A 26,151-nucleotide genomic window follows, 5' to 3' on the forward strand; every position below is an offset into this window, starting at 1 on the left:
TCGATCTACGATCGCGTCCATGACCATCCGCTGGACGTACGCCTTCGTCGACCGCCCCGCCGGCTCCTTCGGCGCCGCCTGCGACTTCTGGACCGCCGTCACGGGCACCCGGCTGTCCGAACTCCGGGGGGACAAGGGCGAGTTCGTCACCCTGCTGCCGGAGTCCGGCGACGCGTGCGTCAAGGTGCAGGGCGTGGGCGCGGGGCCGGGCGGCGCCCATCTCGACTTCGCCGTGGAGGATGTCGCGGGGTTCCGGGAGGACGCACTGCGCGCGGGCGCGGAGTCGGTCGCCGATCACGGGGAGTGGGCCGTACTGCGGTCGCCCGCCGGGCAGTTGTTCTGCTCGGTCCCCTGGAGCGGGGAGGCCGAGCGCCCGCCCGTCGTCCACGGCACCCGGCTCGACCAGGTCTGCCTGGACACCCCGCCCTCGCGTCACGACGCCGAAGTCGCCTTCTGGACGGCACTGTTGCCCGCCTGGGAGTCCCGCCCCGGCTCCCTGCCGGAGTTCCATGTCCTGCGGCCACCGGCCGGGCTGCCGGTCCGCATCCTCATCCAGCGGCTCGGCGAGGAGCGCCCCACCTCCGCCCACCTGGACCTCGCCTGCGCGGACATCGGGGCGAGCCTGGCCGCCCACGAACGCCTCGGCGCCGAACTCGTACGCCACGGCGCCCACTGGAGCGTGCTGCGCGACCCGGCGGGCGGCCTGTACTGCCTGACGGGCCGGGACCCGCACACGGGCGGACTGCCCGCTCAGGGCTCCACGGTCGAATAGGCGTAGGCGCAATCCACGACCGTGCCGTCGGGTCGGGGCGTGGGTGTCTTTCCGGGACCCGGGCAGTCGGAGTCGTGTGTCGGCCGCGGCTCGAACTCCTGCCACCGGTACGTCTTCCCGTCCTCGCCCGGCGGCCGGGAGTCCTGGAGCCACAGCGTGGCCCCTCCGGCGACGGTCACCGCGACCGCCCACACGACCACTGCCCATCGCCATAACCGGCGCCGTCGCATGCGTGTGATCCCCTCTCAGCCCGCGGGTGTGCGGAGTATGCCGTTGATCAGGACGTCGATGCCCCAGGTGTCCCGGTCTCCGGGGGCGAACAGGGGGCCGCGCAGGGCTGTGACCATGGGGTACCGGTCGGGCGGGAGCGCGGCGAAGTGCGCGTCGGCCGCCGCGACCGCGGTCTGTTCGTCCTGCGCCTTGGTGTCGTACGCGCTCTGTTCGGCCGCCGCCGCGGCGGCGTGGAGGTAGAGCAGGTCCACGGCCCAGGCGGCGGTGGTGTCGTCGAGGCCGCCCTCCTTGAGCAGGGCCAGCATGCGGTCGATGACGAGCAGGGCGTTGTCGCCGGTGGGGATGGCGCCGAGGGCGACCTGGGCGAGCCCCTCGTGGCGGCTCATCGCCTCGATCGCGGCCCGCATCAGGGCGTGCAGCCGCTCGCGCCAGCCGGTCCCGGCGGGGGGCGCCGTGTGCGGGACGGGGGCCAGGGCCTGGTCGAGCATGGCGGCCATCAGGTCGTCGCGGTTGGCGACGTAGACGTAGAGCGAGGCCGGGCCGGTGTCGAGTTCCTTGGCGACGCGGCGCATGGTCAGGGCGTCCAGGCCGTCGCGGTCCAGGATGTCCAGGCCGGTACGGACGATGACCTCGCGGCTGAGGGGCGCCTTGGCGGGCCGCGCGCGGCGGCTGACCGGTGGGGTGCTCATGGGGGAAGCCTAGCCCGGGCACGAACGACGTTTGACACGAACAGCGTTTGACACGAACAACGTTCGTTACATACGGTCGCCGTCATGACCGAAGCGAACAGTGTTCGTTACGTACAACGTTCGCGTCCAGCCGCACCAGGGGGAAAACCCATGTTCCTGATCACCGGCGCCCGCGGCGCCGTCGCCGCCCACCTCGCCCAGCTGCTCCACTCACGGGGCCTGCCGATACGGCTCGGTTCAGCGCGCCCCGGCGAACTCGACCCGCCCGGCGGCGTCGGGACCGTGCCGCTCGACCTCACCGACCCCGCCGGTTTCCCCACCGCCCTGAACGGCGTCGACGCGGTGTTCCTCTACGCCCGCCCCGAGCAGATCCACGACTTCGTCGGCCACGCCCTCAAGGCCGGGGTCGAGCACATCGTGCTCCTGTCCTCCGCCGGAGTCCTCGGCCCCGACGCCGAGAACGACCCGCTGGCCCGCTCGCACCTGGACGTGGAGCGCGCCCTGCTCGACTCCCCGCTGACCACCACGATCCTGCGCCCCGGCGCCTTCGCCTCCAACGCGGCGGCCTGGGCCTGGCCCATCCGGTCGGGACAGCCGATCAGCCTCCCCTACCCGAACGCCCACAGCGACCCCCTCCACGAACGGGACATCGCCGAGGCCGCCCTCGCCGTCCTGACCGACCCCCGTCTCCGCGGCGGCCACTACACACTCACCGGGCCCGAGTCGCTGACCTTCGCAGAGCAGATCGACCTGCTGGCCGAGGTGCTGGCCCAGCCCGTGGCCGTGCGCCACGTCAGCCGGGAGGAGTGGAAGCTGGAGACCGCCGACTACCTGCCCGAGCACTACGCGGAGCCACTGCTGAACTGGTGGCGCTCCCACGACGGCAGGCCCGTGCCGCTCACCGACACGGTGCGGGAGCTGACCGGTCACTCCCCCCGCCCCTTCACCGCCTGGGCCACCGATCACCTCGCCGACTTCCGCTGACCGGCCCTCACTTCCACGGCTCCACCCCGACCACGGCGTCCACCGGGATCGGCCCGTACACATGCGGGAACTCCTCGCCGCCGGGCTCGGCCGCTTCGTAGCGCACGGGCACTGTCAACCGGTCCGGGTCCACGACCAGGACCACCAGATCGTCCAGGTCCGAGAAGAAGGCCGCCGCGATGCGCGGGAGCTGGGTGCGCGTGGAGCAGTGGATGAAGCCCTCCTGCTGGAGGGTCCGGCCGCGGGTGGAGATCTCGTACATGCCCTGCGCACGGGCCGCGTCCCACTGGGAGCGTCGGGTCAGATGGACGATCGGTTCGCTCATGCGGTCACGCTACGGGCCCAGCCGGGCCGCCCGCGCCCGCAAGTACCGTTGCTCCGGCAGGCTCATGGTCTGCCCGGCCGCCGACTCGTAGGCGGCCCGCGCCTCCTCGTAGGCTCCGGCCCGCTCCAGCAGATGACCCCGTACGGCGTCCCGGCGGTGACCCAGTTCGCCCTCCAGCGCGTCCACTTCGGCGAGCCCCGCCGCCGGGCCGCGCACCATGGCGACGGCGACCGCGCGGTTCAGGCGCTCCACGGGGCCGGGGACGAGGCGGACCAGCACGTCGTAGAGCCCGAGGATCTGCTCCCAGTCGGTGGCGTCCGCGCTGGGCGCCTCGTCGTGGACGGCGGCGATGGCGGCGCGCAGTTGGTAGGGACCGGCGGGGCCGCTGCGCAGGGCGTGGGTGATCAGGGCGATGCCCTCCTCGATCGCCGCCTTGTCCCAGCGGGAGCGATCCTGTTCGTCGAGGGGGACGAGGTCGCCGTGCGGTCCGGTGCGGGCGTCGCGGCGGGCATCGGTGAGCAGCATCAGGGCCAGCAGCCCGGTCACCTCGCCGAGGTCCGGGAGCAGCCGGTGGGCCATCCGGGTGAGCCGGATGGCCTCACCCGCCAGTTCGCGCCGCTGCAGGCTCGCCCCTGAGGTCGCCGTGTAGCCCTCGTTGAAGATCAGGTACAGGGTGTGCAGGACCGCGGGCAGCCGCTCGGCCCAGCGGTCGGGCCGCCCGAAGCGCACCCCGCGCACCTTCTGTTTTGCCCGGCTGATCCGCTGGGCCATGGTCGCCTCCGGCACCAGATAGGCGCGGGCGATCTCCGCCGTGGTCAGTCCGCCGACCGCGCGCAGGGTGAGCGCGATCTGCGCGGGCGGGGTCAGATTCGGATGGCAGCACAGGAAGAGCAGGGAGAGGGAGTCGTCCTCGCGCGGCGCCCGGTCCGCACCGGTGGCCAGGCGCTCCCCGAGCGCCACCGCCTTCTCCTCGCGCGCCCGCCGGGCTCCCTCCGCCCGCAGCGCGTCCACCAGCCGCCGCGAGGCCACCTTGATCAGCCAACCGCGCGGATTGTCCGGCACCCCTTTCGCGGGCCACTGCCCGGCCGCGGCGAGCAGGGCCTCCTGTACGGCGTCCTCGGCGGCGTCGAAATGGCCGTACCGGCGTACCAGCGCGCCGAGGACCTGCGGCGCGCTGGCGCGCAGCAGGTCCTCGACGGGGGTACTCATGGGGTTCAGATGTCTCCGCCCGCCTCGCCGATGGGCCGGATGACGACCGGGTAGACCGGCGCACCGGCTGGCTGGGGGCACTCCAGCACGCGGGCGGCGATCTCGGTGACCCGCTCCAGGCTGGCGCAGTCCAGGACCCAGTAGCCCGCCATCAGCTCCTTGGTCTCGCTGTACGGGCCGTCGGTGATGACGGGCTTGCCGTCGTCGCCGAGGCCGACGTGCCGGGCCTGCGCGGGCTCGGTCAGGCCCTGGGCGTCGATCAGTTCGCCGCTCTCGGCGAGTTCGTCGTTGAGGGCGCCCATGAAGGAGAACATCGCCTGGATGTCCTGCTCGGTCCAGACCGGGGAGCCCTCCGGTCCGCCGCCCTTCATCACCTCGTAGTCCGCCTGGCTGCCCTGCACCATGACCAGGTACTTCATGACTCGCTCCTTCGTCTCGGGCCGCCCGTCCGGGCGGCTCTTCACAGGGGACGTCGGAGCCGGGCCCGCGCTCTCGACATGGTGCGGCGGGAAAACTCAGGAATTTTTCGCGGCGGGCTGTTCGGCCTGTTCCGGGCCCTCGGAGCCATCCGGGCCCGCGGGCCGCTGCGGGCTCTCGGGCCGTTCCGGGCTCACGGACCGCACCGGCGAGGGCTGGGGGTGATGGTGGTGCGTGCGGTGGTGCGGGTGCGGCTCCTCCTCGGCGCCCTCCTCGACGTACGCCTCGCAGTCGGGATTGTGGCAGGGGCCCGGCACCCAGCGCGGTACCCACGCGCCCAGCGTCTTGTGGCGCCGGACGACCGTTTCGACGGACTGTCCGCAGGCCGGACAGGCACGTGTCTCGCTGTCCATGTCCTCAGGGTAGGACGGTCAGCGCTTGCGTGCGTAGGTGCGGACGACCACGCCGTTGCCGAACGTACGGACGTCCTCCAGCGTGAAGTCGGTGACGGCGAAGCCGGTGCCGAACATCGGCATGCCCGCGCCGTACACCTGCGGGTAGGTCTTGATCACCAACTCGTCGATCTCGTCGAGCAGTTCGCCCGCGACCTGCGAGCCGCCGCAGAGCCAGATGCCGAGTTCTCCCTCCTCGGCCTTCAGCTCGCGGATCCGGCCGACGAGGTCCTCCTCGATGACGGTGACGTTCGGGTCCGGGGAGGTGCCGAGCGAGCGCGAGGCGACGTACTCGCGCAGATGGCCGTACGGGCTGGTGACACCGGCGTCCAGGGCGAGCTGATAGCTGGCGCGGCCCTGGACGACCGTGTCGAAGTGGAGGTTCTCGGCGCCCTTGAGGCCGAGCTGTTCGCGGCCCTGGACGGGGATGGTGTCCGGCCACTGCGCGGCGAGGTAGCCGAGGAACTCCTCGTCCAGGAAGGCGAACATCGAGGAGGCGTCGCCGTCCGGGGCGCCGATGAAACCGTCGATGGAGCAGGCGACGAAGTACGTGAGCTTTCGCAAGCCGGTCTCTTTTCGTAGGCTGACCGTGAACAACTCCAGTTGTAGTACTTCGCTTGTAGTGGTTGCAAGCGTATTTATGGGCCGGGACTGAAGTGGGAGAGGAGATTCCGCATTGGCCAGGAATCCGGAGCGCCGGGCCGCGCTGGTGGACGCCGGGGTGGAGGTGCTGGCGCGGGAAGGGGCGCGCGGGCTGACGTTCCGCGCGGTGGACGCCGAGGCGGGGGTGCCGGTGGGTACCGCGTCCAACTACTTCACCGGCCGCGACGACCTGCTCCGCCAGATCGACGCCCGTCTGCACGTACGGCTCGCCCCCGACCCGAAGGTGATCGAGGAGCTGCTGGAACGGCCCAAGGACCGGTCACTGGTCGCGGCGTTCATGCACGACCTGATGGACCGCGCCACGCGGGACCGCACGGGATACCTGGCCCTGCTGGAGATGCGCCTGGAGGCCACCCGCCGCCCGGAACTGCGTGACTCGTACACCGCGTCCGTGCGCGGGGACCTGACCGAGGGCATGGAGTTCCACCGCGACGCCGGTCTCCCCGGCGGTGACGAGACCGTCGCGGTGCTCTATCTGGCGATGCTCGGCCTGATCCTGGAGCACCTGACCCTGCCGGGGGTGCTGGACGGCGTGCTGCCGGGGGTGAGCGTGCCGGGGGGGCTGATCGACCGGATCGTGGCGACGATCGTGCCTCAGGACTGACGCGGCTCGCCGGAGTTGCGCGGCTCGCCGGAGTGCCGCGGCTCGCGCCACATGGGGAACATCTGCGGGCCGTCGGGCAGTTGCAGCGGCCGGCCGAGCAGATCGAACCCGAGCCGCTCGTACAGCTTCCGGCTGCGCTCGCTGCTCGCCTCCAGATAGGCGGGGGTGCCCTCACGGTCACAGCGGTCGAGGACGGCTCCCATGAGCGCGGAACCGATCCCCTCGCCCTGCCGGCCCGGCCGGACGCCGATCATCCACAGGTACTCGTGGGCGCGGTCGGTCGGGTGTATCCCGGCGGTGAGCCTGGCGATGAGTTCGACGCGCTCGTTGTCGGGGTCGACGGCCGCCCGCACCTGCGCGGGCCCTTCGTCGTCGGCCTCGTGGCCCCCGGCGGGCGTCGGCAGCCAGAGCGCGCAGGCGGACCCGTCCTCGGTCATGTCGATCCGCCCGGCCTCCAGCACGATGTCGGCGAAGGCCGCCATGAGGCGGTGGTGGGTGGCCCGGCGGTACTCGTCCCCGGGGAAGACCCAGCCACTGACGGGATCGTCCTGGAAGGCCGAGTCGAGCAACCGCACGACCAGGTCCCGGTCGCCCTGGCCTGCCTGCCGGATGCCTGCGCTCATCGTCCGCCCCTCCGTGTGAACCGGCGGTGATCGTATGGCGGTTGGCGGGTGCGGTGGTGCGACGGGGCCGAGATTGACGGGAATTGGCCCCTGCCGGTGGCAGGAACCCACACGCCCTCACATGAACGGGCCCCGCACACCGTGGGGATGTGCGGGACCCGCCTGGCCGGAGCCGGTGGTCGTGCGGGGTCAGGAGCCTCACGACCACCGGTCCGGGGTCTTCGGTGAGCTAGGTGGTGCGTCGGGTGACGAACTCGGCGAGGGCCAGGAGGCCGCCCGCCGACTCCGGTTCGGGGACGGCGCGGGCCAGTTCCTGCATGGCGCGGGCCATCCGGTCGGCGGCCTGGACCTGGGCCCAGTCCCGTCCGCCCGCCTGTTCCACGGCCAGTGCGGTCCGGGCCGTCTCCTCCTCCGCCGCCAGACCTCCCTTGCCGTGGGGTACCGCGTACAGCTCGGCCAGCGCGGCCGCCGCCGGAGTGCCGGAGGTCAGCGCGGCGACCACGGGCAGCGACTTCTTGCGGGCCACCAGGTCCGCCCCGGCCGGCTTACCGGTGCGCCGTGGGTCGCCCCATATGCCGATCACGTCGTCGATGAGCTGGAACGCCAGCCCGGCCTGCCGGCCGAAGGCGTCCATCGCCTCGACGTCCTCCCGCGACGCTCCCGCGTAGAGCGCGCCGAGGGCGCAGGCGCAGCCCAGCAGCGCCCCCGTCTTGGCCTCGGCCATGGCGAGCGTCTCGTCGAGGCCGACGTCGGAGCAGGCCCGCTGCTCCAGGGCGGTGTCCGTGTGCTGCCCCTCGCACAGTTCGACGACACAGGCGGCGAGCCGGCCGGCGGCCGCCGTGGACGCCGGGTGCGGGTCCTCGGCGAGCAGCCGCAGGGCGAGCGCCTGGAGCGCGTCCCCGGCGAGGATCGCGTTGGAGTCACCGAACACGGTCCAGGCCGTGGGCCGGTGGCGCCTGGTGGTGTCCCGGTCCATCACGTCGTCGTGCAACAGCGTGAAGTTGTGGACCAGTTCCACCGCCGCCGCGGCCCGCACCGCCGCCTTGCGGGCGGGGGCCCGCCCAGCGCCTCGGCCGCGGTGAGGACGAGCGCGGGGCGGATCGCCTTCCCGGCGTTGCCCGCGGCGGGCGTGCCGTCGGCGTGCTGCCAGCCGAAGTGGTAGAGCGCGGTCCGGCGCATGGCGTCCGGCAAGGATTCGATGGCGGACCGCAGTTCGGGGTCGACGGCTCCTCGCGCACGCTCCAGGATCGCCATCGCCTCCTGCCCGTCGAGCGGACCCGGTCCGGCGTGTGTCTGGGTCCCGATGGGCCTCCGCCTTTCACGCGTCTCGGACGATCGCCGTACCCCAAGGGTGTACCCGCCCCGGAGGGCGGGGACACCGGCTGCCGGGGGCTGGGTCACCGCCAGCGTCCGATCTCGACGTTCTCCAGCACGCCGAGCGCGTCCGGGACCAGGACCGCGGCCGAGTAGTACGCGGTCACGAGGTACTTGATGATCGCCTGTTCGTTGATGCCCATGAACCGCACCGACAGGCTGGGCTCGATCTCGTCCGGGATGCCGGCCTGCTGCAGACCGATGACGCCCTGCTCGGCCTCACCGGTACGCATGGCGATGATCGAGGTGGTACGGGCCTCGGTGACCGGGATCTTGTTGCACGGGAAGATCGGCACCCCGCGCCAGGTGGGGATGCGGTTGCCCGCCATGTCGATGGTCTCGGGGACGAGCCCGCGCTTGTTGAGTTCACGCCCGAAGGCGGAGATGGCCCGCGGATGGGCGAGGAACAGCTTGGTGCCGCGGCGCCTGCTGAGCAGCTCGTCCATGTCGTCGGGGCTGGGCACGCCGTCGTGCGGCTGGAGCCGCTGGTCGTACTCGCAGTTGTTGAGCAGGCCGAACTCGCGGTTGTTGATCAGCTCGTGCTCCTGGCGCTCCTTGAGCGCCTCGACGGTCAGCCTGAGCTGCTGCTCGGTCTGGTTCATCGGCTGGTTGTAGAGGTCGGCGACCCTGGTGTGGATGCGCAGCACCGTCTGGGCGATGCTCAGCTCGTACTCGCGGGGGCTGGCCTCGTAGTCGACGAAGGTGTGCGGGATGTCCGCCTCACCGCTGTGGCCGGCGGCGAGGTCGATCTCCTTCTCGCCGTACTTGTTGGCGCGCTGGGCCGGGATCGCGCGGTGCGCGGTGAGGTGCTCGCGGAGCGCCTCGGAGCGCTCGGCGACCTGTTCGACGTCCTGCCGGGACAGCACGAGGAGGGTGCAGCCGGTGACCGTGCGGACCGTGTACTCCCAGATGGCGTCCTCGCCGAGCAGGGCGTGGTCGCCGAGGTAGGCGCCGTCCGCCAGCACACCCAGCGACTCGTCGTCGCCGTAGGGGCCGGTGCCGATCTTCTCCACCCGGCCGTGCGCCAGCAGATAGACCTCGTCGGCGGGGCTGCCGAAGGAGGCGAGCACCTCCCCCGCGGCGAGTTCGCGCTGCTCGCAGCGGCGGGCGAGTTCGGTGAGTACGTCCAGGTCCTCGAAGTCCCGCAGCGGGGGCAGCTCGCCCAGCTCGGCGGGGATGACCTCGACCCGGTCACCGGTCTTCACGAAGGTGACGCGGCCGTCCCCGACGGCGTAGCTGAGGCGGCGGTTCACCCGGTAGGTACCGCCCTGCACATTGACCCACGGCAGCATCCGCAGCAGCCAGCGCGAGCTGATCTCCTGCATCTGGGGTGCCGACTTGGTGGTGGTGGCCAGGTTCCGCGCGGCGGCAGTGCCGAGACTCTGCTGCGGCCTGCTCTCGTCAGTGCGGATCTCTTCGCCTACCGACATAAGGAATTGCCCTCCCGGTCATGCACCGACGCCGATCGCGCCGGGCATCGAATCGCAGGGCCAAGCCTTCCTTACGCAGAGTGTCGATGCTATTACACGAAAGAGCGGGAATGGATCACCAGCCGCTTGGGCACACGGGCGTCGCGAACCGCGATCATGTTCGACAATGGTGCCGTGACCAGCCTCGACGCCCTTCAGCCCCGGCTCCCCTCGCCGCTTGAGGAGATCGTGGACGAACGATTCGCCCGCTGCGGGGTGCGGCTGCTGCTCAAGCGCGACGACCTGATCCACCCGGAGCTGATCGGCAACAAGTGGCGCAAGCTCGCGCCCAATCTCACAGCGGCGGCCGGCCGGCCCGTCCTCACCTTCGGCGGCGCCTACTCCAACCATCTGCGCGCCACCGCCGCCGCGGGCCGCCTGCTGGGTCTGGAGACGGTCGGGGTGGTCCGGGGCGACGAACTGGCCGGCCGCCCCCTCAACCCCTCCCTCGCCCGCTGCGCCGCCGACGGCATGCGCCTGCACTTCGTCGACAGGTCGACGTACCGGCGCAAGACCGAGCCGGACGTCCTCGCCGCGCTCCTGCGGGAGGCAGGCGCCGAGGAGGCGTACGTCGTCCCGGAGGGCGGCAGCAACATCCGCGCCGTGCGCGGCTGCCGGGCCCTCGGCGAGGAGTTGCGCGGCCACTGCGACGTGGCCGCGGTCGCCTGCGGCACCGGCGGCACCCTCGCCGGACTGGCCGCGGGTCTCGGCCCCGGCCGGCGGGCGCTCGGGGTGCCCGTGCTCAAGGGCGGTTTCCTCACGCGGGAGATACGGGCCCTCCAGCACGCGGCGTTCGGCGGCCCGCGCGGGGACTGGTCCCTGGACGACCGCTTCCACTTCGGCGGCTACGCGCGTACCGGACCCGAACTGGAGTCCTTCGCCGCCGACTTCGAGGACCGGCACGCCGTCCCGGTGGAGCGCATGTACGTCGCCAAGCTGCTGTACGGGCTGCTGACGCTCGCCGAGGAGGGCGCCTTCGCGCGCGGGGCGACGATCGCGGCGGTGATCACGGGACGGCCGTTCCCGGCCTCCTGATCGCCTCACCCCTCCTCGCGGAAGGCCGCCGCGGCCGTAGTGCAGGCGCCAGGCGTCGTGGACCTCTCACCCCTCCTCGCGGAAGGCCGCCGCCTCCTCCAGGTCCAGCCTTCGCAGCAGGGCGCGCAGCATCTCGTCGTCGATGTAGCGGCCGTCCCGGAGCTTGACGAAGACCTCGCGCTCGGCACCGATCATCTCCCGCGAGAGGCGGCGGTAGGTGTCGTCGACCGTCTCCCCGGTGACCGGGTTGACCTGGCCGAGGCGCTCCCAGACGGCGTTGCGGCGGCGCTCCAGGACGCTGCGCAGCCGGTCGGCGAGCGGGGGCGGCAGGGCGTTGCGCTCGTCGGCGAGGAGTTCGTCGAGGCGCTGCTCGGCGGCGCGGGACGCCTGTGCCTGGGCGTTGGCCTCGGCGAGGGTCTCGGCCCGGACGTCGCGGCCGGGCAGCTTCAGCAGCCGGATCAGCGGGGGCAGGGTGACGCCCTGGACGACGAGGGTGCCGATGACGGTGGTGAAGGTGAGGAACAGGATCAGATTGCGCTCGGGGAACTCCTCGCCGCCGTGCACGGTGAGCGGGATGGAGAAGGCGATGGCCAGCGAGACCACGCCGCGCATGCCCGCCCACGCGATGACGAACGGTCCCTTCCAGGTGGGGTTGTCCTCCCGCTCCCTGATCCGGGCCGACAGCATGCGCGGCAGGAAGGTCGCCGGGTAGACCCACACGAACCGGGAGGCGACGACCACCAGGAAGACGACGATCGCGTACGCGGCGGCGCGTCCTCCCTCGTACTCGCCGAGTCCCTTGAGGACGACCGGCAGCTGGAGTCCGATCAGCGCGAACACCGCCGATTCGAGGACGAAGGCGACCATCTTCCACACGGCCTCCTCCTGGAGGCGGGTGGCGAAATCGACCTCCCACGCGCGGTGCCCCAGCAACAGCGCGACGACCACCACGGCGAGCACTCCGGAGGCGTGCACCTGCTCGGCGACCGCGTAGGCCACGAACGGGATCAGCAGCGAGAGAGTGTTCTGCAGCAGCGCCTCCTTCAGATGGGTGCGCAGCCAGTGGATCGGCACCATGAGCAGCAGTCCGATGCCGATGCCGCCGATCGCCGCGACCAGGAACTCGGCGATGCCGCCCGCCCAGGTGGCGCCCTCGCCGACGGCGGCCGCGAGCGCGACCCGGTAGGCGGTGATGGCGGTCGCGTCGTTCACCAGGGACTCGCCCTGGAGGATGGTGGTGATCCGCGAGGGCAGCCCCACCCGGCGGGCGACGGCCGTGGCCGCGACCGCGTCGGGCGGCGCCACCACCGCGCCCAGCACCAGGGCGGCGGTCAGCGGCATCTCGGGAATGAGCGCATAGGCGGCCCAGCCCACCACGAAGGTCGCGAACAGCACGTACCCGACCGACAGCAGCGCCACGGGCCGGATCTGGGCCCGCAGGTCGAGATAGGAGCTGTCGGTGGCGGCCGTGTGCAGCAGGGGCGGCAGGATCAGCGGGAGGACGACGTGCGGGTCGAGGGTGTACTCGGGGACGCCGGGCAGGTACGACACCGCCAGGCCCACCGCGACCAGCAGCAGCGGCGCCGGGACCGGGGTGCGCCGGGCGGCCGCCGCGACCGCGGCACTGCCCGCCACCAGCAACAGCAGGGGCATCACGTCCATGGGCCTCGCCCGCTCTCTCGTCGCCGTCCGGCCCGCCGATTTTCCGCGCGGCCTTGCACACGCCCGTCGTAACCTGGCAATCATGAAACAGTGCACGCATGCCGACGTGCTGCCTCACCCGGAACCAGGTCCGCTGAGCGAGACCTGTCCGGAGTGTCTGGCGGACGGCACCCACCCGGTGCAGCTGCGGCTGTGCCTCAGCTGCGGTCACGTCGGCTGCTGCGACTCCTCGCCCGGACGGCACGCCACCGCGCACCACAAGGAGTCCGGACACCCGATCATGCGGACTTTCGAACCGGGTGAGGCCTGGCGCTGGTGTTTCGTGGACCACGTCCTGGTGTGACGGCACGACTGCGCATCCGGACGGTTCGAGTGCGGGCGGCCTGGGTACGTCAAACCGGCGCGCGCTCTTCCCAATTGGGCTCGCAGACCCCCTAGCCACGGAGCGTATCCGTGTGTTTACTATGAGTGACAGCATGGGGTTGGGGTCCTGGGGACAAGAAAGTTCGGAGCGCGATAGCGTCACCGCTGAACCACACATCGCGTTACCCCGAGGGGCGACCCTCGGCCCCGAAAAGCTTGTACCACCTTGGAGGTGAGGGTGTCCCAGATCGCAGGCGAGCCCGCGACCCAGGACTTCGTGGAAGTCCGGCTGCCGGCTGCGGGTGCCTACCTGTCGGTGCTGCGTACGGCGACTGCCGGCCTCGCGGCCCGTTTGGACTTCACCCTCGACGAGATCGAGGACCTGCGCATCGCGGTGGACGAAGCGTGCGCGATCCTGCTTCAGCAGGCCGTGCCCGGCTCGGTGCTCAGTTGCGTCTTCCGGCTCGTCGACGACTCGCTGGAGGTCACCGTCTCCGCACCGACCACGGACGGTCACGCACCGTCACGGGACACGTTCGCCTGGACCGTGCTGTCCGCGCTGGCGGGCAAGGTCTCCTCCGCCGTGGACGACGACAAAACCGTTTCGATCAGCCTCTACAAACAGCGCGGCGCGGGACCCGGGCCGGCGTGAAGGACGGGGACGGGCCGGTGCGGGACGAAGAGCGCGGCACACGGGAGCTGCCGGCCGAGAACGCCGACAACGCGGTCGCTCCGGGCGGTTCCCGACACCTGGCGGACGGCGTGGACGGCATTCCCGAGCAGGCCAGGCCGCATCCTGAGGACGACGCGGCCGGCGCGCCGGAAGCGCCGGACGGCGCCGCACAGGGCTCGCCTCGCCAGAGGCGGAACGGGGGCACCCCCGGCCGGGCTGAGACAAGGGCTCGACAGAGGGCGACGGGCGGGACGATGAGCGAGCACGAGCGAGACGACGAACAGGGCGTGCCGGCCACGCAGCACGAGGCGCCGGTGCGTGAACCGCAGGACCGCAGCGGGGCGCGCGCCATGTTCGTCGAGCTGCGCGGGCTGAAGGAGGGCAGCCCCGAGTACGCGGAGCTGCGCAACAAGCTGGTGCGGATGCATCTGCCGCTCGTGGAGCACCTCGCCCGCCGGTTCCGCAACCGCGGCGAGCCGCTGGACGACCTCACGCAGGTCGCCACCATCGGCCTGATCAAGTCGGTCGACCGATTCGACCCGGACCGCGGTGTGGAGTTCTCCACCTACGCGACCCCGACGGTCGTCGGCGAGATCAAGCGGCACTTCCGCGACAAGGGCTGGGCGGTGCGCGTCCCGCGCCGTCTGCAGGAGCTGCGTCTGGCGCTGACCACGGCCACCGCGGAGCTGTCCCAGCAGCACGGCCGCTCCCCCACGGTCCACGAGCTGGCCGAGAAGCTGGCCATCTCGGAGGAGGAGGTGCTGGAGGGCCTGGAGTCCGCCAACGCCTACTCGACGCTCTCCCTGGACGTCCCCGACACCGACGACGAGTCGCCGGCCGTGGCGGACACCCTGGGCGCGGAGGACGAGGCGCTGGAGGGCGTGGAGTATCGCGAGTCCCTCAAGCCGCTGCTGGAGGATCTGCCGCCGCGCGAGAAGCGCATCCTGCTGCTGAGGTTCTTCGGCAACATGACCCAGTCGCAGATCGCGCAGGAGGTCGGCATCTCGCAGATGCACGTCTCGCGTCTGCTGGCCCGCACGCTGGCCCAGCTGCGGGAGAAGCTGCTGGTCGAGGAGTAGGGGGCCGCGCCGGGGTACTACTGGGAGGCGTTGCCGGGCCCCCGGATACCGAGGGCCCGGGTGGTCTCGGCGTTCACCAGCAGCACCAGCGCGGCGACGGCCACCACCGCGAGGGCGATCCCGGCGGGGATGGCCATGCTGTCGGCCTGGAGCAGGTTGTAGGCGACGGGCAGCGCCAGGATCTGGGTGATCACGGCCGGGCCGCGCGACCAGCTGCGCCGGGCGAGCAGTCCGCGGGCGGCGAGCAGCGGCAGCAGGGCGAGGACCATCAGCGTCACTCCGCCGGTGATCGCCTGCTGCCGGTCGTCCGGGTCGCCGGTCACGCCCAGGACGAGGATCCAGATCCCGCCGGCCACCAGGGCGAGCCCCTCCAGCGCGGCGAGGGCCGCCGCGTACGTCAGCCGCCGCGGGCGGGGTCCGGCTTCCGGGGCGGGGTTCTGCTCATCACTCACCCCAGCAGGGTAGCCGTCGCGGGGTCCGCTCCCTCGGGCACCCGGCGTGCGCGCGGGGCGCCCGTGGTGAGGTTCACGCACCGATTCTCATATTGGATCTCTGTTCGGTGTGGGCTCGGTACCCCCCAGTAGGTACGCTGCCATCCATGCGTGCACTTCTCGTGGTCAATCCGGCGGCAACCACCACAAGCGCACGTACGCGCGATGTCCTGATCCACGCGCTCGCCAGCGAGATGAAGCTGGAGGCGGTCACCACCGAGTACCGCGGCCACGCCCGCGACCTCGGACGGCAGGCCGCGGAGAGCCAGGACGTCGACCTGGTCGTCGCCCTCGGCGGCGACGGCACCGTCAACGAGGTGGTCAACGGACTGCTGCACAACGGCCCCGACCCGGAGCGGCTGCCGCGGCTCGCGGTGGTCCCCGGCGGCTCCACCAATGTCTTCGCCCGCGCGCTCGGTCTGCCGAACGACGCGGTGGAGGCGACCGGCGCACTACTGGACGCGCTGCGCGAGGGCAGCGGGCGGACGGTCGGCATGGGAATCGCCTCGGGGACGCCGGGCACCGAGGACGAGGGGGTTCCGGCCCGCTGGTTCACCTTCTGCGCGGGGCTCGGCTTCGACGCGGGTGTGGTCGGCCGGGTCGAGCAGCAGCGCGAGCGGGGCAAGAAGTCCACGCACGCCCTCTATATGCGGCAGGCGCTGCGCCAGTTCCTCCAGGAGCCGAACCGGCGGCACGGCACGATCACCCTGGAGCGGCCCGGTGCCGAACCGGTGACCGATTTGGTGCTCTCCATAGTCTGCAATACCGCTCCGTGGACCTATCTGGGCAATCGCCCGGTGTACGCGTCGCCTAAGGCCTCGTTCGATACAGGGCTCGACGTACTCGGTCTCAGCCGCATGTCCACGCTCGCGGTTGCCCGGTATGCGACCCAGTTGCTCACTTCGTCCCCCGAGCGGGGACCGCACGGCAAGCATGCCGCCTCACTGCACGACCTGGACCAGTTCACCTTGCATTCGAAGGTCCCGCTGCCCCTTCAGATGGACGGCGACCACCTGGGACTGCGAACGAGCGTGACGTTCACAGGCGTACGCCGTGCACTGCGTGTGATTGTGTGAGCAGAACTGGCTAAAGTCCTTTCACTCGAACGTTTAGGCCAGGGTCCACCCCATGGAAGTACGGCTGTGACCTAGTCGACACCGAGGAATCAAAAAAAACTTTCCGGAAGGGGTTGTATCCGCCGCTGAGGTTTGCGAGTCTCTACGTGGCGATCGAGACAGCCCGCAACACCGGCTCCACAGATCACCGGAACCCCTCTTCACATCACAGGACCACGCCAGGGAAACCTGACGGTCGGCCCTTCACTTGTTGAGGGATTCGTGAAAGCGTTCACATTCACAAGCAACTTGCACGTAATACCAAGGAGAGGTAGCAGCCATGGACTGGCGTCACAACGCCGTTTGCCGCGAGGAAGACCCCGAGCTCTTCTTCCCCATCGGCAACACCGGTCCTGCGCTGCTGCAGATCGAGGAAGCCAAGGCCGTCTGCCGCCGCTGCCCGGTTATCGAGCAGTGCCTGCAGTGGGCGCTTGAGTCCGGCCAGGACTCCGGCGTCTGGGGTGGTCTCAGCGAGGACGAGCGTCGCGCCATGAAGCGCCGTGCCGCCCGCAACCGGGCCCGTCAGGCCTCCGCCTGACCCACCCACCCCGCCTGAGCTTGGCGGCGCGTACAGCGAGTACGCATCTCCCGCCCCCGAGCCGCAGCGCGCAGTACCCCCGATGCGCTTAGCAAGAGCAGCACGAGCTTTTGGCCCCGGACCTTTCGGTCCGGGGCTCATTGCTTTTCCGGGGCCCTACGCTTTTCGGGACCCTTGCGAAGCCCCCGCCAGTACGGCCTACTTGTGCGCCCGCACCGGAATGTCCAGGATCACCTGCGTACCGCGCTCCGGCGCCGGGACCATGTCGAACGTACCGCCCAACTCCCCCTCCACCAGGGTCCGTACGATCTGCAGGCCCAGGTTGCCCGCGGTGTGCGGGTCGAAGCCCTCCGGCAGGCCCACGCCGTCGTCCTGGACGGTGACCAGCAGGCGGGCCTCCTTGGTGGTGCCGCCGCGGACCGCGGAGACCTCGACGGTTCCGGTCTCGCCCTGACGGAAGCCGTGCTCCAGGGCGTTCTGGAGGACCTCGGTCAGCACCATCGACAGCGGCGTGGCGACCTCGGCGTCCAGGATGCCGAAGCGTCCGGTGCGCCGGCCGGTCACCTTGCCGGGCGAGATCTCGGCGACCATCGCCAGCACCCGGTCGGCGATCTCGTCGAACTCCACCCGCTCGTCCAGGTTCTGGGAGAGCGTCTCGTGCACGATCGCGATCGAGCCGACCCGGCGCACCGCCTCTTCGAGCGCCTCCCGGCCGCGGTCGGACTCGATCCGCCGGGCCTGGAGGCGCAGCAGGGCCGCGACCGTCTGGAGGTTGTTCTTCACCCGGTGGTGGATCTCCCGGATGGTGGCGTCCTTGGTGATCAACTCGCGTTCGCGGCGGCGCAGTTCGGTGACGTCGCGGAGCAGCACCAGCGAACCGATGCGGGTGCCCTTGGGCTTGAGCGGGATCGCCCGGAACTGGATGACCCCGTCCTCGGACTCGATCTCGAACTCACGGGGCGCCCAGCCGCTGGCCACCTTGGCGAGCGCCTCGTCCACGGGGCCGTGGGTGGGGGCGAGTTCGGCGGTGGTCTTGCCCAGGTGGTGGCCGACCAGGTCGGCGGCGAGGCCGAGGCGGTGGTAGGCCGAGAGGGCGTTCGGGGAGGCGTACTGGACGATGCCGTCGGCGTCGAGGCGGATCAGGCCGTCCCCGACCCGGGGCGAGGCGTCCATGTCGACCTGCTGGTTCGCGAACGGGAAGGCTCCGGCCGCGATCATCTGCGCCAGGTCCGAGGCGCTCTGCAGATACGTCAGTTCGAGGCGGCTCGGGGTGCGCACGGTGAGCAGGTTGGTGTTGCGGGCGATGACGCCGAGAACCCGGCCGTCGCGCCGGACAGGGATCGACTCGACCCGGACCGGGACCTCCTCGCGCCACTCGGGGTCGCCCTCGCGCACGATGCGGCCCTCGTCGAGGGCGGCGTCCAGCATGGGGCGGCGGCCGCGCGGGACGAGGTGGCCGACCATGTCGTCCTGGTAGGAGGTGGGGCCGGTGTTGGGCCGCATCTGGGCCACCGACACATACCGGGTGCCGTCGCGGGTGGGGACCCACAGGACCAGGTCGGCGAAGGACAGGTCGGAGAGCAGCTGCCACTCCGAGACGAGCAGGTGGAGCCACTCAAGGTCGGACTCGTCGAGAGCGGTGTGCTGGTGGACCAGCTCGTTCATGGAGGGCACGGGTGCGAGCGTACCCGGGGGTTTGTGCGGCTCCGAAACGGGCGGCCGGCCGTCGGGGCCCGTACGGCGGAAGGGGCCCCGGAAACACCCGCGGGCCGCGGCGCCTGAGAGGGACCCTCAACCCTCCCGGCACCGCAGCCCGGAGCAATATCGGCCGTGGGGTGTGCGGTCCCGGTCGGCCGAAGGATGAGGAGCCGGGGCAGTCAGGGCAGAGAGCCTCGGTTCCTCCGTCCGTCTTCCTGTGCGGGGAAGACGGAAGCTGCTGCGCGTCCTCGTATCACATGGACTCTCCACACCATTGTGGACTAGACCACTCGACGTGTCCATGCGTTGAAGGATGTTCGTTGTTGTGACGCCCGACGCGGGGCGCGCCACCGGCTCGGGCGCCCCGACATCCACCACGAAGCCTAACCCGTGTGGGTTCATGTGCGGGGCCAGATGGACAGGGCAATTTCCGCCAGCGCCGTCAACTCCGCGCGGCTCGCGCCGTCGCGCGCCTGCTGGGACATGCCCTGGACGACAGCGCCGGCGTGCCGGGCCAGCGCCCGGGCGTCGGTGTCCGCGGGAAGGCGGCCCGCGGCGATGTCCGCCCGGATCCGGCTCTCGACCGCGGCGATGGCCTCGTTGCGCTTCTCCCGCAGCCTCTCCCCCACTTCGGGGCTGGTGCAGTTGGTGGCCGCGTGGGCGTACAGGCAGCCCTGGGGGCGGTCGGGGGCGGTGTAGCACTCGGCGGCCTCGCGCAGGATGCGGGCCACGGCGGCACGGGCGGTGGGCTCCTCGGCCAGGGCGCGCTCGCCGAAGGCCGCGTAGCGCCTGCCGTACTCGGCCACGACCTCGTCGAACAGGGCCCGCTTGTCACCGAAGGCCGCGTACAGGCTGGGGGCGCCGATACCCATGATCCGGGTGAGGTCGGAGACGGAGGTGGCCTCGTAGCCGTGCTCCCAGAAGGCCATGATCGCCTTCTCCAGCGCGGTCTCGCGGTCGAAGGAGCGGGGCCGGCCACGGCGGCCGGCGGGCGACGCGGGGACGGTTCGGGGGTCTTGGGTGCGCTCCATGGGGTGAATTCTATAGCGGGCACTAGAGAAAGAATCCCGTCGTGCGCTACGGTCTTTCTGTAGCGATCACTAGACAAATGTGGGGGTGTGGCATGGGCGTGCTCACGGGCAGGACGGCGCTGGTCACGGGGGCGAGCCGGGGGATCGGACGGGCGGTGGCCGAGCGGCTGGCCCGCGACGGCGCACGGGTGGGCGTGCACTACGGCAGCAGCGAGGCGGCGGCGAAGGAGACGGTGGCCGGGATCGAGGCGGCGGGCGGCAGCGCCTTCGCCGTCCGGGCGGTGCTGGGGGCGCCCGGGGACGCGCGGGCCCTCTGGGAGGCGTTCGACCGGCACGCGGACGGGGTGGACATCATGGTGAACAACGCGGGCGCGGCCACCTTCGCGACCGTCGGCGACACCGACGAGGAGCTCTACGACAGGGCGCACGCGCTCAACGCCAAGGCACCGTTCTTCGTCATCCGGGAGGGGCTCGGGCGGCTGCGCGACGACGGCCGGATCATCAATGTCACGGCGGCCACGGACTTCGGGATACCCGCCATCGCCGCCACGCACATGGCCAAGGGCGCGGTGACCACGCTGACCCGGTCGCTCGCGGTCGAGCTGGCGCCGCGCGGCATCACGGCCAACTCCGTGGCGCCGGGGTTCATCGACACCGACCTCACCGCCCCGGTGCTGGCCGATGCCGGAATGCGGGCGCACGCGGAGTCGGTCTCGGTGTTCGGGCGAGTGGGGACGACTCAGGAGGTGGCGGACGTGGTCGCCTTCCTGGCCTCGCCGGACTCGCGCTGGATGACCGGGCAGCACCTGGACGCGACGGGAGGGTCGCTGCTGAGCCTGCAGTGACAGGGCGCCGGGAGCCCGCGTTCGCCTGGGAGGGAGGGCCCTCCTCTGTTAGATTGGTCTAAACCACATAGCCCTTCTCGGGTACCGGTTGAGTCCCCTCTTCAGATCGGCAGGCCAGCGTGGAAGTTGTCATCGTTCCGGACGCCAAGTCGGGTGGCGAGCTCATCGCCGACGCCATGGCGCGGCTGCTGCGGCGCAAGCCCGACGCCCTGCTCGGGGTGGCCACGGGCTCGACGCCGCTGCCCATCTACCAGGCTCTGACGGCCAAGGTGCGGGCCGGCGAGGTGGACACCTCGCGGGCCCGGATCGCCCAGCTCGACGAGTACGTGGGGCTGCCCGCCGAGCACCCGGAGTCCTACCGCTCGGTGCTGCGGCGCGAGGTGCTGGAGCCGCTCGGGATCGGCATGGACGCGTTCATGGGCCCGGACGGCACGGCCGAGGACGTCCAGGCGGCCTGCGAGGCGTACGACGCGGCGCTGGCCGAGGCCGGTGGCGTGGACCTGCAGCTGCTGGGGATCGGGACCGACGGGCACATCGGGTTCAACGAGCCGTGCTCCTCGCTGGCCTCACGGACCCGGATCAAGACGCTGACCGAGCAGACCCGGATCGACAACGCCCGTTTCTTCGACGGGGACATCGAGCAGGTGCCGCACCACGTCATCACCCAGGGCATCGGCACGATCCTGGAGGCGCGGCACCTGGTGCTGCTGGCCACGGGCGAGGGCAAGGCGGACGCCGTCGCCGCGACCGTGGAGGGACCCGTGGCGGCCGTCTGTCCCGCGTCGGCGTTGCAACTGCACCCGCACGCCACGGTGGTGGTCGACGAGGCCGCCGCGTCCAAGCTGAAGCTGGCGGACTACTTCCGCCACACCTACGCCAACAAGCCGGACTGGCAGGGGATCTAGGGCAAGCCCGTCCAGGGCGCCCCCAGGACGACCCCATCCAGGGCAACTCTGGGTACAAGAAAGGCGCCGGTCTTCCCCCATCCGGAGGACCGGCGCCTTTCTGTCTGTGGCGGCTGGCGGCTGGCGGCTAGCGGCCGGTGATGTACTCCGCCGCCGCTCGGCCGCAGGCGCGGGCCGCGCCGTGGGTGGCTATGTGGAGGGCGCCGCGGGGGGCGGACTGGGGGACGCCCATCTCGACCACGATGGTGTCGGGGCGGGCGCGCAGCAGGGTGTCCAGGGCCCGCGCCATCCACGGGTGGCGGTGCTCGTCGCGGACCACGGCCACGATCCGCCGCTCCCCCGCCGCCTTCAGGGCCTCCTCCGCCGCGGACTCGTCCGTGCCGGTGGTGGTCCCGGTGCCGGGCAGCAGCACGGCCAGTTCGGCGCCCACGCCCCACGGGGTCTCGTCGCCGACCGCGATGTTGGCGACCGGGCTCAGAGCGACCACGTGGACGGGCTCGGCGACCGGGGTGTGCCCGACGGCCGGGGTCACGCGCAGGGCGCGGCGGGCGGCGACCATGCCGACGTCGGACGGCTCGGCGTCCGCCGCAGCGGCGGCGCCCGCCGTCCAGCGGGCCAGCGCCCTGACCCGTTCCGCCGCGTCCGCCAGCCGTTCCTCGGGGAGTTCCCCGGTGCGTACGGCGGTGACCAGGGCGTCGCGCAGGCGCCGTACCGTGTTCTCGTCGTTGAGGCCGCCGCCCACGCAGATCGCGTCGGCGCCGGCCGCGAGGGCGAGGACGCTGCCGCGCTCGATGCCGTAGGTGGCGGAGATGGCCTGCATCTCCATGCCGTCGGTGACGATCAGGCCGTCGTAGCCGAGTTCGCCGCGCAGCAGGTCGGTGAGGATCGGCCGGGACAGGGTGGCCGGGCGGGTGGCGTCCAGGGCCGGGACCAGGATGTGCGCGGTCATGATCGCCCGTGAACCGGCGGCGATGGCGGCGCGGAACGGGACCAGTTCGCGCTCGGTCAGCACGTCGAGTCCGACGTCGATGCGCGGCATGGCCTCGTGCGAGTCGACGGCGGTGTCGCCGTGGCCCGGGAAGTGCTTGGTGCAGGCGGCCACGCCCGCGGCCTGGAGGCCGGTGACATAGGCGGCGGTGTGCCGGGCGACCAGGTCGGTGCCGGCGCCGAAGGAGCGCACCCCGATGACCGGGTTGGCGGCGTTGGAATTGATGTCCGCGGACGGGGCCCAGTTGAAGTTGACCCCGCACGCGGCGAGCCGGCGGCCCAGTTCGTGGGCGACCGCGCGGGTGAGGTCGACGTCGTCGACGGCGCCGAGGGCGTGGTTGCCCGGGAAGGAGGAGCCGGTGCGCACCTCCAGCCGGGTCACGTCGCCGCCCTCCTCGTCGATGGCGACGAGGACGTCCTCGCGCTCTGCGCGCAACTGCGCGGTGAGCGCGGCGACCTGCTCGGGCGTGGCGATGTTCCGGCCGAACAGTCCGACCGAGGCGAGGCCCTCGCCGATCCGGCGCAGCAGCCAGTCGGGGGCGGTGGTGCCGGGGAAGCCGGGCTGGAGGACGGTGAGCGCGTCCCGCGTCAACGTATCGCTGGCGAAAGTCGTCATCGGGTGCGGTTATCCCTTCACGGCGCCGGCGGTCAGACCGCTGACGGCCCGGCGCTGGAGGAAGACGAAGAGGATGAGGATCGGCACGGCGAACAGTGTCGAGGCGGCCATGGTGGCACCCCAGTCGTTGCCGAACACCGTCTGGAAGCTGGTCAGCCACAGCGGCAGGGTCTGTGCCTCGGCGTCCTTGTTCAGCACCAGCACGAGGGCGAACTCGTTCCAGGCGGTGATGAATCCGAACATCGAGGTGGCCATCAGGCCCGGCGCGAGCAGCGGCAGGATGACCCGGCGGAACGCCTGGATCCGGGTGCAGCCGTCGACCATCGCCGACTCCTCCAGCTCGGCCGGCACGGCGGCGACGAAGCCGCGCAGGGTGAGGATGGTGAACGGGAGGATCATCATCGTGTAGAAGGCGGTCAGCGGGACGAGGCTGTTGAGCATCGAGGCGTCCCGGACGATCATGTACATCGCGATGATCATGACTTCCCAGGGCGCCATCTGGGCCAGCATGAAGCCGATGATGAAGCCGCGCCGCCCCTTGAACCGCATCCGCGCCAGGGCGAAGGACCCGGCCAGCGCGATGACGAGGGAGAACACCACGGCGAGGACGGTGACGGTCAGCGAGTTGGTGACGAACGTCCAGAAGTGGTCCGCGCTGGTCGCGGTCTTGAAGTGCTCGAAGGTGATGTCGGTCGGGAACCAGACCGGGTCCTCGGAGATGATGTCGCCGGTCGGCTTGAACGCCGTGGCGATCATCCAGTACACGGGGAAGACGAAGCCGATGAACAGGACGACGGCCGTGGCGTTGGGCCAGATACGGCCGAAGAGCGAGCGCTTCACAGCCCGGCCTCCTCTTCTTCCTTCTCTTGCTTGAGCACGATCCGCAGGTAGTACGCGGTGAGACCGACCATGATCAGGATGGTCAGGAAGGCGATGGCGGCACCCATGCCGTAGTGCTGGTTGCCGACGCCCTCGATGTAGGCGTACACGGGGAGGATCTCGGTGAGGCGGTCGGGGCCGCCCTGGTTGAAGGTGTAGACCTGCACGAACGCCTTGAAGATCCAGATGATCTCCAGGAACGTGGTCGCGTACAGGAAGGGCCGCAGGAACGGCAGGGTGACCGTCAGGAAGCTCTTCCAGACGCCTGCGCCGTCGAGGGACGCGGCCTCGTAGAGCTCGCCCGGGATGGTCGTCGTGGCGGCGTAGAGGTTGATCGCGACGAACGGGATGGACATCCAGACGATCAGCACGGTGACGACGAAGAACGTCGACATCTGGTCGCTGGTCCAGCTGTAGTCGGCCATGGAGTGCCAGCCGAGCTTGTCCAGCACCCAGTTGACCACGCCGAAGCGCTGGGCGAAGAGCCACTGGTAGACGGTGGTGGCGGCGACCACGGGCATCGCCCAGGCCAGCACCAGGCCGATCATCAGCGTGAACCGCATGCGCTTGCCGAGCCGTGCCAGCAGCAGGCCGACCAGCCCGCCGAGAAGCATCGTCAGGGCGACGTTGACCGCCGTGAACACGATCGAGCGGAGGGTCACCCGCCAGAAGTCCTCACCGGTGAGGACCTCGGTGTAGTTGTCGACGCCGTTCCACTCGGTGACGTGCTGGATCAGCTGCGCCATGTTGAGGTTCTGGAACGACAGCAACAGATCCTTCAGCAGCGGCCAGCCGAGCAGCAGCACCGTGGCCGCGACGGCGGGCAGCAGCAGCAGGTAGGGGGCGAGCGCGCCGATGCGGGACGCTCTCGGGTTCGGCCTGCCGGATCCTGCGCCGCCCGCTGTCTTGCGGACGTCCGCCGGGCCGGAGGGCGGCCGTTCGGTCTGCACGGTCATGCTCGCGTTCTCTTCCTCCTAGACCTGCCGGTACGCGGGGAAGGGGGCCGCTGTCCGCGGCCCCCGCCCCACCTGCGCCTTACTGCTGCTGCGACAGGCGCTTGTTGAACTCGTCCTCGACCTGGGCTGCCGCCTGGGCCGGGGTCTTACCGTTCAGCACGGCGGTCATGTAGGTCTTGATCGGGTTGGGCGCGTTCTCCACCGCGGCCCACTCCGCGATCAGCGGCGTGGTGCCACCGCCCGCGGCGGCCGGCGCGGCGGCCTCGGCGACGGCGTTGCCCTCCAGGTTGCTCTGGAGCGCCTCCTTGTTCGGGATGACGCCGTTCTCCTTGGCGAGCTGGCCCTCGAACTCGTCGGAGAGCGCGATCCGCAGGAACTCCTTGGCCAGCTCCTGCTTCTTGCTGCCCGCGGCGACGGCGAGGTTGGAGCCGCCGAGGAAGACACCCTCGGGCTTGTCGGCCGTGGCACCCGGGATCGTGAAGTAGCCGATCTCCTTCTCGATCTTCGGGTTGGCCTCGATCGCGATACCGGCCTCCCAGCCCATACCGATGAAGGCGCCGACGTTGCCCTTGCCGAAGACCTCGCCCTGCTGCGGGGTGGCCTCGTCCTTGTCCTTCGGGGCCTTGGAGAGGGACTGGAACTTCTTGTAGGTCTCCATGGCGGCGGCGACCTTCGGGTCGTCCAGGTTGGAGACGTACTTGTCGCCGTCCTTCTTCACCAGCTCGGCGCCCTCACCGATGGTGAGGCCGACGAAGTGGTACCAGTTCTGGCCGGGCAGGTAGATCGGCTCGGCGTCGGTCTTCTCGCCGATCTTCTTCAGGTCCGCGTAGAACTCGTCCCGGGTCTTGGGGGTGTCCTTGATACCGGCCTCGGCCCAGACGCTCTTGTTGTAGAGCACGACGCGGTTGGCGAAGTACCAGGGGGCCGCGTACTGCTTGCCCTCGAAGACCGAGGAATTGTTCAGGGACTCGGTCCAGTCGGCGCCGATCTCGGACTTGAGGTCGGCCAGTTCGGCGAGGCCGCCGGTCTTGGCGTAGGCCGGGGTCTGGGTGTTGCCGATCTCGAAGACGTCCGGCGGGTTCTCCTCCGACAGGGCGGTGGTCAGCTTCTGCTGAATGCCGTTCCACTGCTGGACCTCGAACTTGACCTTCGCCTTGGTCTTCTTCTCGAAGGCGGCGGCCACGTCCTTCTGCCACTGGTCGGGGGACGAGCCGTCCATCACCCAGACCGTGAGGGTCTGGCCCGCGTAACCGTCCGCGCCGGCCTTCTTGCCGTCGTCGCCGTCGTCGCCCCCGCACGCCGCGATGGAGACCATCATTGCCGCGACACCGATCGCGGATATCAGCTTGCGCTTCACGCCACCCTCCTCAGGGATGCCCATGGACCCCCCGCCCATGGGCCGGGACCTGGACCAATGGTGTAGACCAGTAGGTGGAGCTTGGACCAGACCAAAATTCCTGTCAAGG

Annotated in this window: 28 protein-coding genes and 1 pseudogene; 11 read left to right on the forward strand and 18 right to left on the reverse strand. The window is 70.9% G+C overall.

The genetic code is table 11. The features are described 5' to 3' along the window. The first annotated feature begins 19 nt into the window (after positions 1-19). Positions 20-772 carry a VOC family protein gene (locus GA0115233_RS17275; protein WP_093721123.1) on the forward strand — a complete coding sequence of 251 codons (753 nt, stop codon included), beginning with the start codon at positions 20-22 and terminating at the stop codon, positions 770-772. Here GA0115233_RS17275 and GA0115233_RS17280 read toward each other — a convergent pair. Together GA0115233_RS17280 and GA0115233_RS17285 are read right to left on the reverse strand one after the other, a co-directional pair. Beyond that, positions 751-1,002: a hypothetical protein gene (locus tag GA0115233_RS17280; protein WP_093721124.1), complete on the reverse strand. Its 252-nt coding sequence runs from the start codon at positions 1,000-1,002 to the stop codon at positions 751-753. The genes GA0115233_RS17275 and GA0115233_RS17280 overlap by 22 nt on opposite strands. Positions 1,003-1,017: 15 nt before the next feature. Continuing rightward, on the reverse strand, positions 1,018-1,692 hold the full coding sequence (locus GA0115233_RS17285; protein WP_093721125.1) for a TetR/AcrR family transcriptional regulator: 675 nt from the start codon (positions 1,690-1,692) through the stop codon (positions 1,018-1,020). Between the two features lie 150 nt (positions 1,693-1,842). Here GA0115233_RS17285 and GA0115233_RS17290 point away from each other — a divergent pair, with 150 nt between their 5' ends. Further along, the gene (locus GA0115233_RS17290; RefSeq protein WP_093721126.1) at positions 1,843-2,676 is read left to right on the forward strand and encodes an SDR family oxidoreductase; all 834 of its coding nucleotides are present in this window, start codon (positions 1,843-1,845) and stop codon (positions 2,674-2,676) included. Positions 2,677-2,683: 7 nt separating this feature from the next. Here GA0115233_RS17290 and GA0115233_RS41760 read toward each other — a convergent pair whose 3' ends face one another. The 5 genes from GA0115233_RS41760 to GA0115233_RS17310 all read right to left on the reverse strand — a co-directional run bounded on the left by GA0115233_RS41760 (position 2,684) and on the right by GA0115233_RS17310 (position 5,643). Beyond that, entirely contained in the window at positions 2,684-3,001 is a 318-nt protein-coding gene (locus GA0115233_RS41760; protein ID WP_176711826.1) for a DUF952 domain-containing protein, read from the reverse strand. A gap of 9 nt (positions 3,002-3,010) precedes the next feature. Next, a complete protein-coding gene (locus tag GA0115233_RS17295) occupies positions 3,011-4,210 on the reverse strand; it encodes an RNA polymerase sigma factor (RefSeq protein ID WP_176711827.1) in 1,200 nt (399 codons plus the stop codon). Between the two features lie 5 nt (positions 4,211-4,215). Continuing rightward, positions 4,216-4,629 (reverse strand): YciI family protein, encoded by a 414-nt coding sequence (locus GA0115233_RS17300; RefSeq protein ID WP_093721127.1) that lies wholly within the window; start codon positions 4,627-4,629, stop codon positions 4,216-4,218. Between the two features lie 96 nt (positions 4,630-4,725). Next, positions 4,726-5,040: a hypothetical protein gene (locus tag GA0115233_RS17305; protein WP_093721128.1), complete on the reverse strand. Its 315-nt coding sequence runs from the start codon at positions 5,038-5,040 to the stop codon at positions 4,726-4,728. A gap of 18 nt (positions 5,041-5,058) precedes the next feature. Next, entirely contained in the window at positions 5,059-5,643 is a 585-nt protein-coding gene (locus GA0115233_RS17310; protein ID WP_093721129.1) for a dihydrofolate reductase family protein, read from the reverse strand. Positions 5,644-5,755: 112 nt separating this feature from the next. Here GA0115233_RS17310 and GA0115233_RS17315 point away from each other — a divergent pair, with 112 nt between their 5' ends. Continuing rightward, entirely contained in the window at positions 5,756-6,346 is a 591-nt protein-coding gene (locus GA0115233_RS17315) for a TetR/AcrR family transcriptional regulator (RefSeq protein WP_093721130.1), read from the forward strand. Here GA0115233_RS17315 and GA0115233_RS17320 read toward each other — a convergent pair. The 3 genes and pseudogenes from GA0115233_RS17320 to GA0115233_RS17330 form a co-directional block, all read right to left on the reverse strand. Beyond that, positions 6,337-6,969, reverse strand: a complete 633-nt coding sequence (locus GA0115233_RS17320) for a GNAT family N-acetyltransferase (RefSeq protein WP_093721131.1) — start codon at positions 6,967-6,969, stop codon at positions 6,337-6,339. The genes GA0115233_RS17315 and GA0115233_RS17320 overlap by 10 nt on opposite strands. A 229-nt stretch (positions 6,970-7,198) precedes the next feature. After that, positions 7,199-8,223: pseudogene (locus GA0115233_RS17325) on the reverse strand (family 2 encapsulin nanocompartment cargo protein polyprenyl transferase). A 143-nt stretch (positions 8,224-8,366) separates the two neighbouring features. Beyond that, positions 8,367-9,773, reverse strand: coding sequence for a family 2B encapsulin nanocompartment shell protein (locus GA0115233_RS17330; protein ID WP_093721132.1), 1,407 nt, complete (start codon positions 9,771-9,773; stop codon positions 8,367-8,369). A gap of 156 nt (positions 9,774-9,929) precedes the next feature. On the opposite strand from GA0115233_RS17330, the gene GA0115233_RS17335 reads away from it, so the two are divergent. Then, the gene (locus GA0115233_RS17335) at positions 9,930-10,847 is read left to right on the forward strand and encodes a 1-aminocyclopropane-1-carboxylate deaminase/D-cysteine desulfhydrase (RefSeq protein WP_093721133.1); all 918 of its coding nucleotides are present in this window, start codon (positions 9,930-9,932) and stop codon (positions 10,845-10,847) included. 66 nt (positions 10,848-10,913) lie between these two features. Here the strand turns inward: GA0115233_RS17335 and GA0115233_RS17340 are convergent, their stop codons facing one another. Further along, positions 10,914-12,509, reverse strand: coding sequence for a Na+/H+ antiporter (locus GA0115233_RS17340; RefSeq protein WP_093721134.1), 1,596 nt, complete (start codon positions 12,507-12,509; stop codon positions 10,914-10,916). A gap of 82 nt (positions 12,510-12,591) precedes the next feature. Here GA0115233_RS17340 and GA0115233_RS17345 point away from each other — a divergent pair, with 82 nt between their 5' ends. The 3 genes from GA0115233_RS17345 (at position 12,592) to GA0115233_RS17355 (ending at position 14,624) form a co-directional block, all read left to right on the forward strand. Continuing rightward, entirely contained in the window at positions 12,592-12,852 is a 261-nt protein-coding gene (locus tag GA0115233_RS17345; protein ID WP_093721135.1) for a UBP-type zinc finger domain-containing protein, read from the forward strand. Positions 12,853-13,110: 258 nt separating this feature from the next. After that, entirely contained in the window at positions 13,111-13,524 is a 414-nt protein-coding gene (locus GA0115233_RS17350; protein ID WP_015657891.1) for an anti-sigma factor, read from the forward strand. Beyond that, the gene (locus tag GA0115233_RS17355; RefSeq protein WP_093721136.1) at positions 13,521-14,624 is read left to right on the forward strand and encodes an RNA polymerase sigma factor SigF; all 1,104 of its coding nucleotides are present in this window, start codon (positions 13,521-13,523) and stop codon (positions 14,622-14,624) included. The genes GA0115233_RS17350 and GA0115233_RS17355 overlap by 4 nt, the downstream gene beginning before the upstream one ends. A 17-nt stretch (positions 14,625-14,641) precedes the next feature. Here the strand turns inward: GA0115233_RS17355 and GA0115233_RS17360 are convergent, their stop codons facing one another. Then, positions 14,642-15,076 carry a hypothetical protein gene (locus tag GA0115233_RS17360; RefSeq protein ID WP_093721137.1) on the reverse strand — a complete coding sequence of 145 codons (435 nt, stop codon included), beginning with the start codon at positions 15,074-15,076 and terminating at the stop codon, positions 14,642-14,644. Positions 15,077-15,222: 146 nt separating this feature from the next. Between GA0115233_RS17360 and GA0115233_RS17365 the strand changes: the two genes are divergently transcribed. Together GA0115233_RS17365 and GA0115233_RS17370 are read left to right on the forward strand one after the other, a co-directional pair. After that, positions 15,223-16,191 (forward strand): diacylglycerol/lipid kinase family protein, encoded by a 969-nt coding sequence (locus tag GA0115233_RS17365; protein WP_093721138.1) that lies wholly within the window; start codon positions 15,223-15,225, stop codon positions 16,189-16,191. 319 nt (positions 16,192-16,510) lie between these two features. Next, positions 16,511-16,768 (forward strand): WhiB family transcriptional regulator, encoded by a 258-nt coding sequence (locus GA0115233_RS17370; protein ID WP_003992873.1) that lies wholly within the window; start codon positions 16,511-16,513, stop codon positions 16,766-16,768. A 198-nt stretch (positions 16,769-16,966) separates the two neighbouring features. On the opposite strand, the gene GA0115233_RS17375 is transcribed toward GA0115233_RS17370, so the two are convergent. Together GA0115233_RS17375 and GA0115233_RS17380 are read right to left on the reverse strand one after the other, a co-directional pair. Further along, positions 16,967-18,433 (reverse strand): sensor histidine kinase, encoded by a 1,467-nt coding sequence (locus GA0115233_RS17375; RefSeq protein ID WP_093721183.1) that lies wholly within the window; start codon positions 18,431-18,433, stop codon positions 16,967-16,969. Between the two features lie 431 nt (positions 18,434-18,864). Then, positions 18,865-19,497 (reverse strand): TetR/AcrR family transcriptional regulator, encoded by a 633-nt coding sequence (locus tag GA0115233_RS17380; protein ID WP_093721139.1) that lies wholly within the window; start codon positions 19,495-19,497, stop codon positions 18,865-18,867. A gap of 92 nt (positions 19,498-19,589) precedes the next feature. On the opposite strand from GA0115233_RS17380, the gene GA0115233_RS17385 reads away from it, so the two are divergent. Beyond that, positions 19,590-20,342 carry an SDR family oxidoreductase gene (locus GA0115233_RS17385; RefSeq protein WP_093721140.1) on the forward strand — a complete coding sequence of 251 codons (753 nt, stop codon included), beginning with the start codon at positions 19,590-19,592 and terminating at the stop codon, positions 20,340-20,342. A gap of 119 nt (positions 20,343-20,461) precedes the next feature. After that, positions 20,462-21,247 carry a glucosamine-6-phosphate deaminase gene (gene nagB, locus GA0115233_RS17390; protein WP_093721141.1) on the forward strand — a complete coding sequence of 262 codons (786 nt, stop codon included), beginning with the start codon at positions 20,462-20,464 and terminating at the stop codon, positions 21,245-21,247. Between the two features lie 127 nt (positions 21,248-21,374). On the opposite strand, the gene GA0115233_RS17395 is transcribed toward nagB, so the two are convergent. The 4 genes from GA0115233_RS17395 to GA0115233_RS17410 form a co-directional block, all read right to left on the reverse strand. Continuing rightward, positions 21,375-22,850, reverse strand: coding sequence for a glycoside hydrolase family 3 protein (locus tag GA0115233_RS17395; protein ID WP_093721142.1), 1,476 nt, complete (start codon positions 22,848-22,850; stop codon positions 21,375-21,377). 9 nt (positions 22,851-22,859) lie between these two features. Continuing rightward, a complete protein-coding gene (locus GA0115233_RS17400; RefSeq protein ID WP_093721143.1) occupies positions 22,860-23,690 on the reverse strand; it encodes a carbohydrate ABC transporter permease in 831 nt (276 codons plus the stop codon). Continuing rightward, positions 23,687-24,685 carry a carbohydrate ABC transporter permease gene (locus GA0115233_RS17405; protein ID WP_093721144.1) on the reverse strand — a complete coding sequence of 333 codons (999 nt, stop codon included), beginning with the start codon at positions 24,683-24,685 and terminating at the stop codon, positions 23,687-23,689. Before GA0115233_RS17405 ends, GA0115233_RS17400 begins: the two co-directional genes overlap by 4 nt. A 79-nt stretch (positions 24,686-24,764) precedes the next feature. Then, a complete protein-coding gene (locus tag GA0115233_RS17410) occupies positions 24,765-26,042 on the reverse strand; it encodes an extracellular solute-binding protein (RefSeq protein ID WP_093721145.1) in 1,278 nt (425 codons plus the stop codon). Positions 26,043-26,151 lie beyond the last annotated feature (109 nt).

Source organism: Streptomyces sp. DI166 (genome assembly GCF_900091315.1).
GTDB lineage: Bacteria > Actinomycetota > Actinomycetes > Streptomycetales > Streptomycetaceae > Streptomyces > Streptomyces fuscus.

Excerpts from the sequence above, each read along its gene's own strand:
- GA0115233_RS17370 (WP_003992873.1), top strand. The coding sequence starts at position 16,511 with ATGGACTGGCGTCACAACGCCGTTTGCCGCGAGGAAGACCCCGAGCTC.
- GA0115233_RS17380 (WP_093721139.1), bottom strand. The coding sequence starts at position 19,497 with ATGGAGCGCACCCAAGACCCCCGAACCGTCCCCGCGTCGCCCGCCGGC.
- GA0115233_RS17395 (WP_093721142.1), bottom strand. The coding sequence starts at position 22,850 with ATGACGACTTTCGCCAGCGATACGTTGACGCGGGACGCGCTCACCGTC.
- GA0115233_RS17300 (WP_093721127.1), bottom strand. The coding sequence starts at position 4,629 with ATGAAGTACCTGGTCATGGTGCAGGGCAGCCAGGCGGACTACGAGGTG.
- GA0115233_RS17320 (WP_093721131.1), bottom strand. The coding sequence starts at position 6,969 with ATGAGCGCAGGCATCCGGCAGGCAGGCCAGGGCGACCGGGACCTGGTC.
- GA0115233_RS17365 (WP_093721138.1), top strand. The coding sequence starts at position 15,223 with ATGCGTGCACTTCTCGTGGTCAATCCGGCGGCAACCACCACAAGCGCA.
- GA0115233_RS17305 (WP_093721128.1), bottom strand. The coding sequence starts at position 5,040 with ATGGACAGCGAGACACGTGCCTGTCCGGCCTGCGGACAGTCCGTCGAA.
- GA0115233_RS17405 (WP_093721144.1), bottom strand. The coding sequence starts at position 24,685 with ATGACCGTGCAGACCGAACGGCCGCCCTCCGGCCCGGCGGACGTCCGC.
- GA0115233_RS17280 (WP_093721124.1), bottom strand. The coding sequence starts at position 1,002 with ATGCGACGGCGCCGGTTATGGCGATGGGCAGTGGTCGTGTGGGCGGTC.
- GA0115233_RS17340 (WP_093721134.1), bottom strand. The coding sequence starts at position 12,509 with ATGGACGTGATGCCCCTGCTGTTGCTGGTGGCGGGCAGTGCCGCGGTC.
- GA0115233_RS41760 (WP_176711826.1), bottom strand. The coding sequence starts at position 3,001 with ATGAGCGAACCGATCGTCCATCTGACCCGACGCTCCCAGTGGGACGCG.
- GA0115233_RS17335 (WP_093721133.1), top strand. The coding sequence starts at position 9,930 with ATGTTCGACAATGGTGCCGTGACCAGCCTCGACGCCCTTCAGCCCCGG.
- GA0115233_RS17290 (WP_093721126.1), top strand. The coding sequence starts at position 1,843 with ATGTTCCTGATCACCGGCGCCCGCGGCGCCGTCGCCGCCCACCTCGCC.
- GA0115233_RS17375 (WP_093721183.1), bottom strand. The coding sequence starts at position 18,433 with ATGAACGAGCTGGTCCACCAGCACACCGCTCTCGACGAGTCCGACCTT.
- GA0115233_RS17295 (WP_176711827.1), bottom strand. The coding sequence starts at position 4,210 with ATGAGTACCCCCGTCGAGGACCTGCTGCGCGCCAGCGCGCCGCAGGTC.
- GA0115233_RS17385 (WP_093721140.1), top strand. The coding sequence starts at position 19,590 with ATGGGCGTGCTCACGGGCAGGACGGCGCTGGTCACGGGGGCGAGCCGG.
- GA0115233_RS17345 (WP_093721135.1), top strand. The coding sequence starts at position 12,592 with ATGAAACAGTGCACGCATGCCGACGTGCTGCCTCACCCGGAACCAGGT.
- GA0115233_RS17285 (WP_093721125.1), bottom strand. The coding sequence starts at position 1,692 with ATGAGCACCCCACCGGTCAGCCGCCGCGCGCGGCCCGCCAAGGCGCCC.
- GA0115233_RS17330 (WP_093721132.1), bottom strand. The coding sequence starts at position 9,773 with ATGTCGGTAGGCGAAGAGATCCGCACTGACGAGAGCAGGCCGCAGCAG.
- GA0115233_RS17275 (WP_093721123.1), top strand. The coding sequence starts at position 20 with ATGACCATCCGCTGGACGTACGCCTTCGTCGACCGCCCCGCCGGCTCC.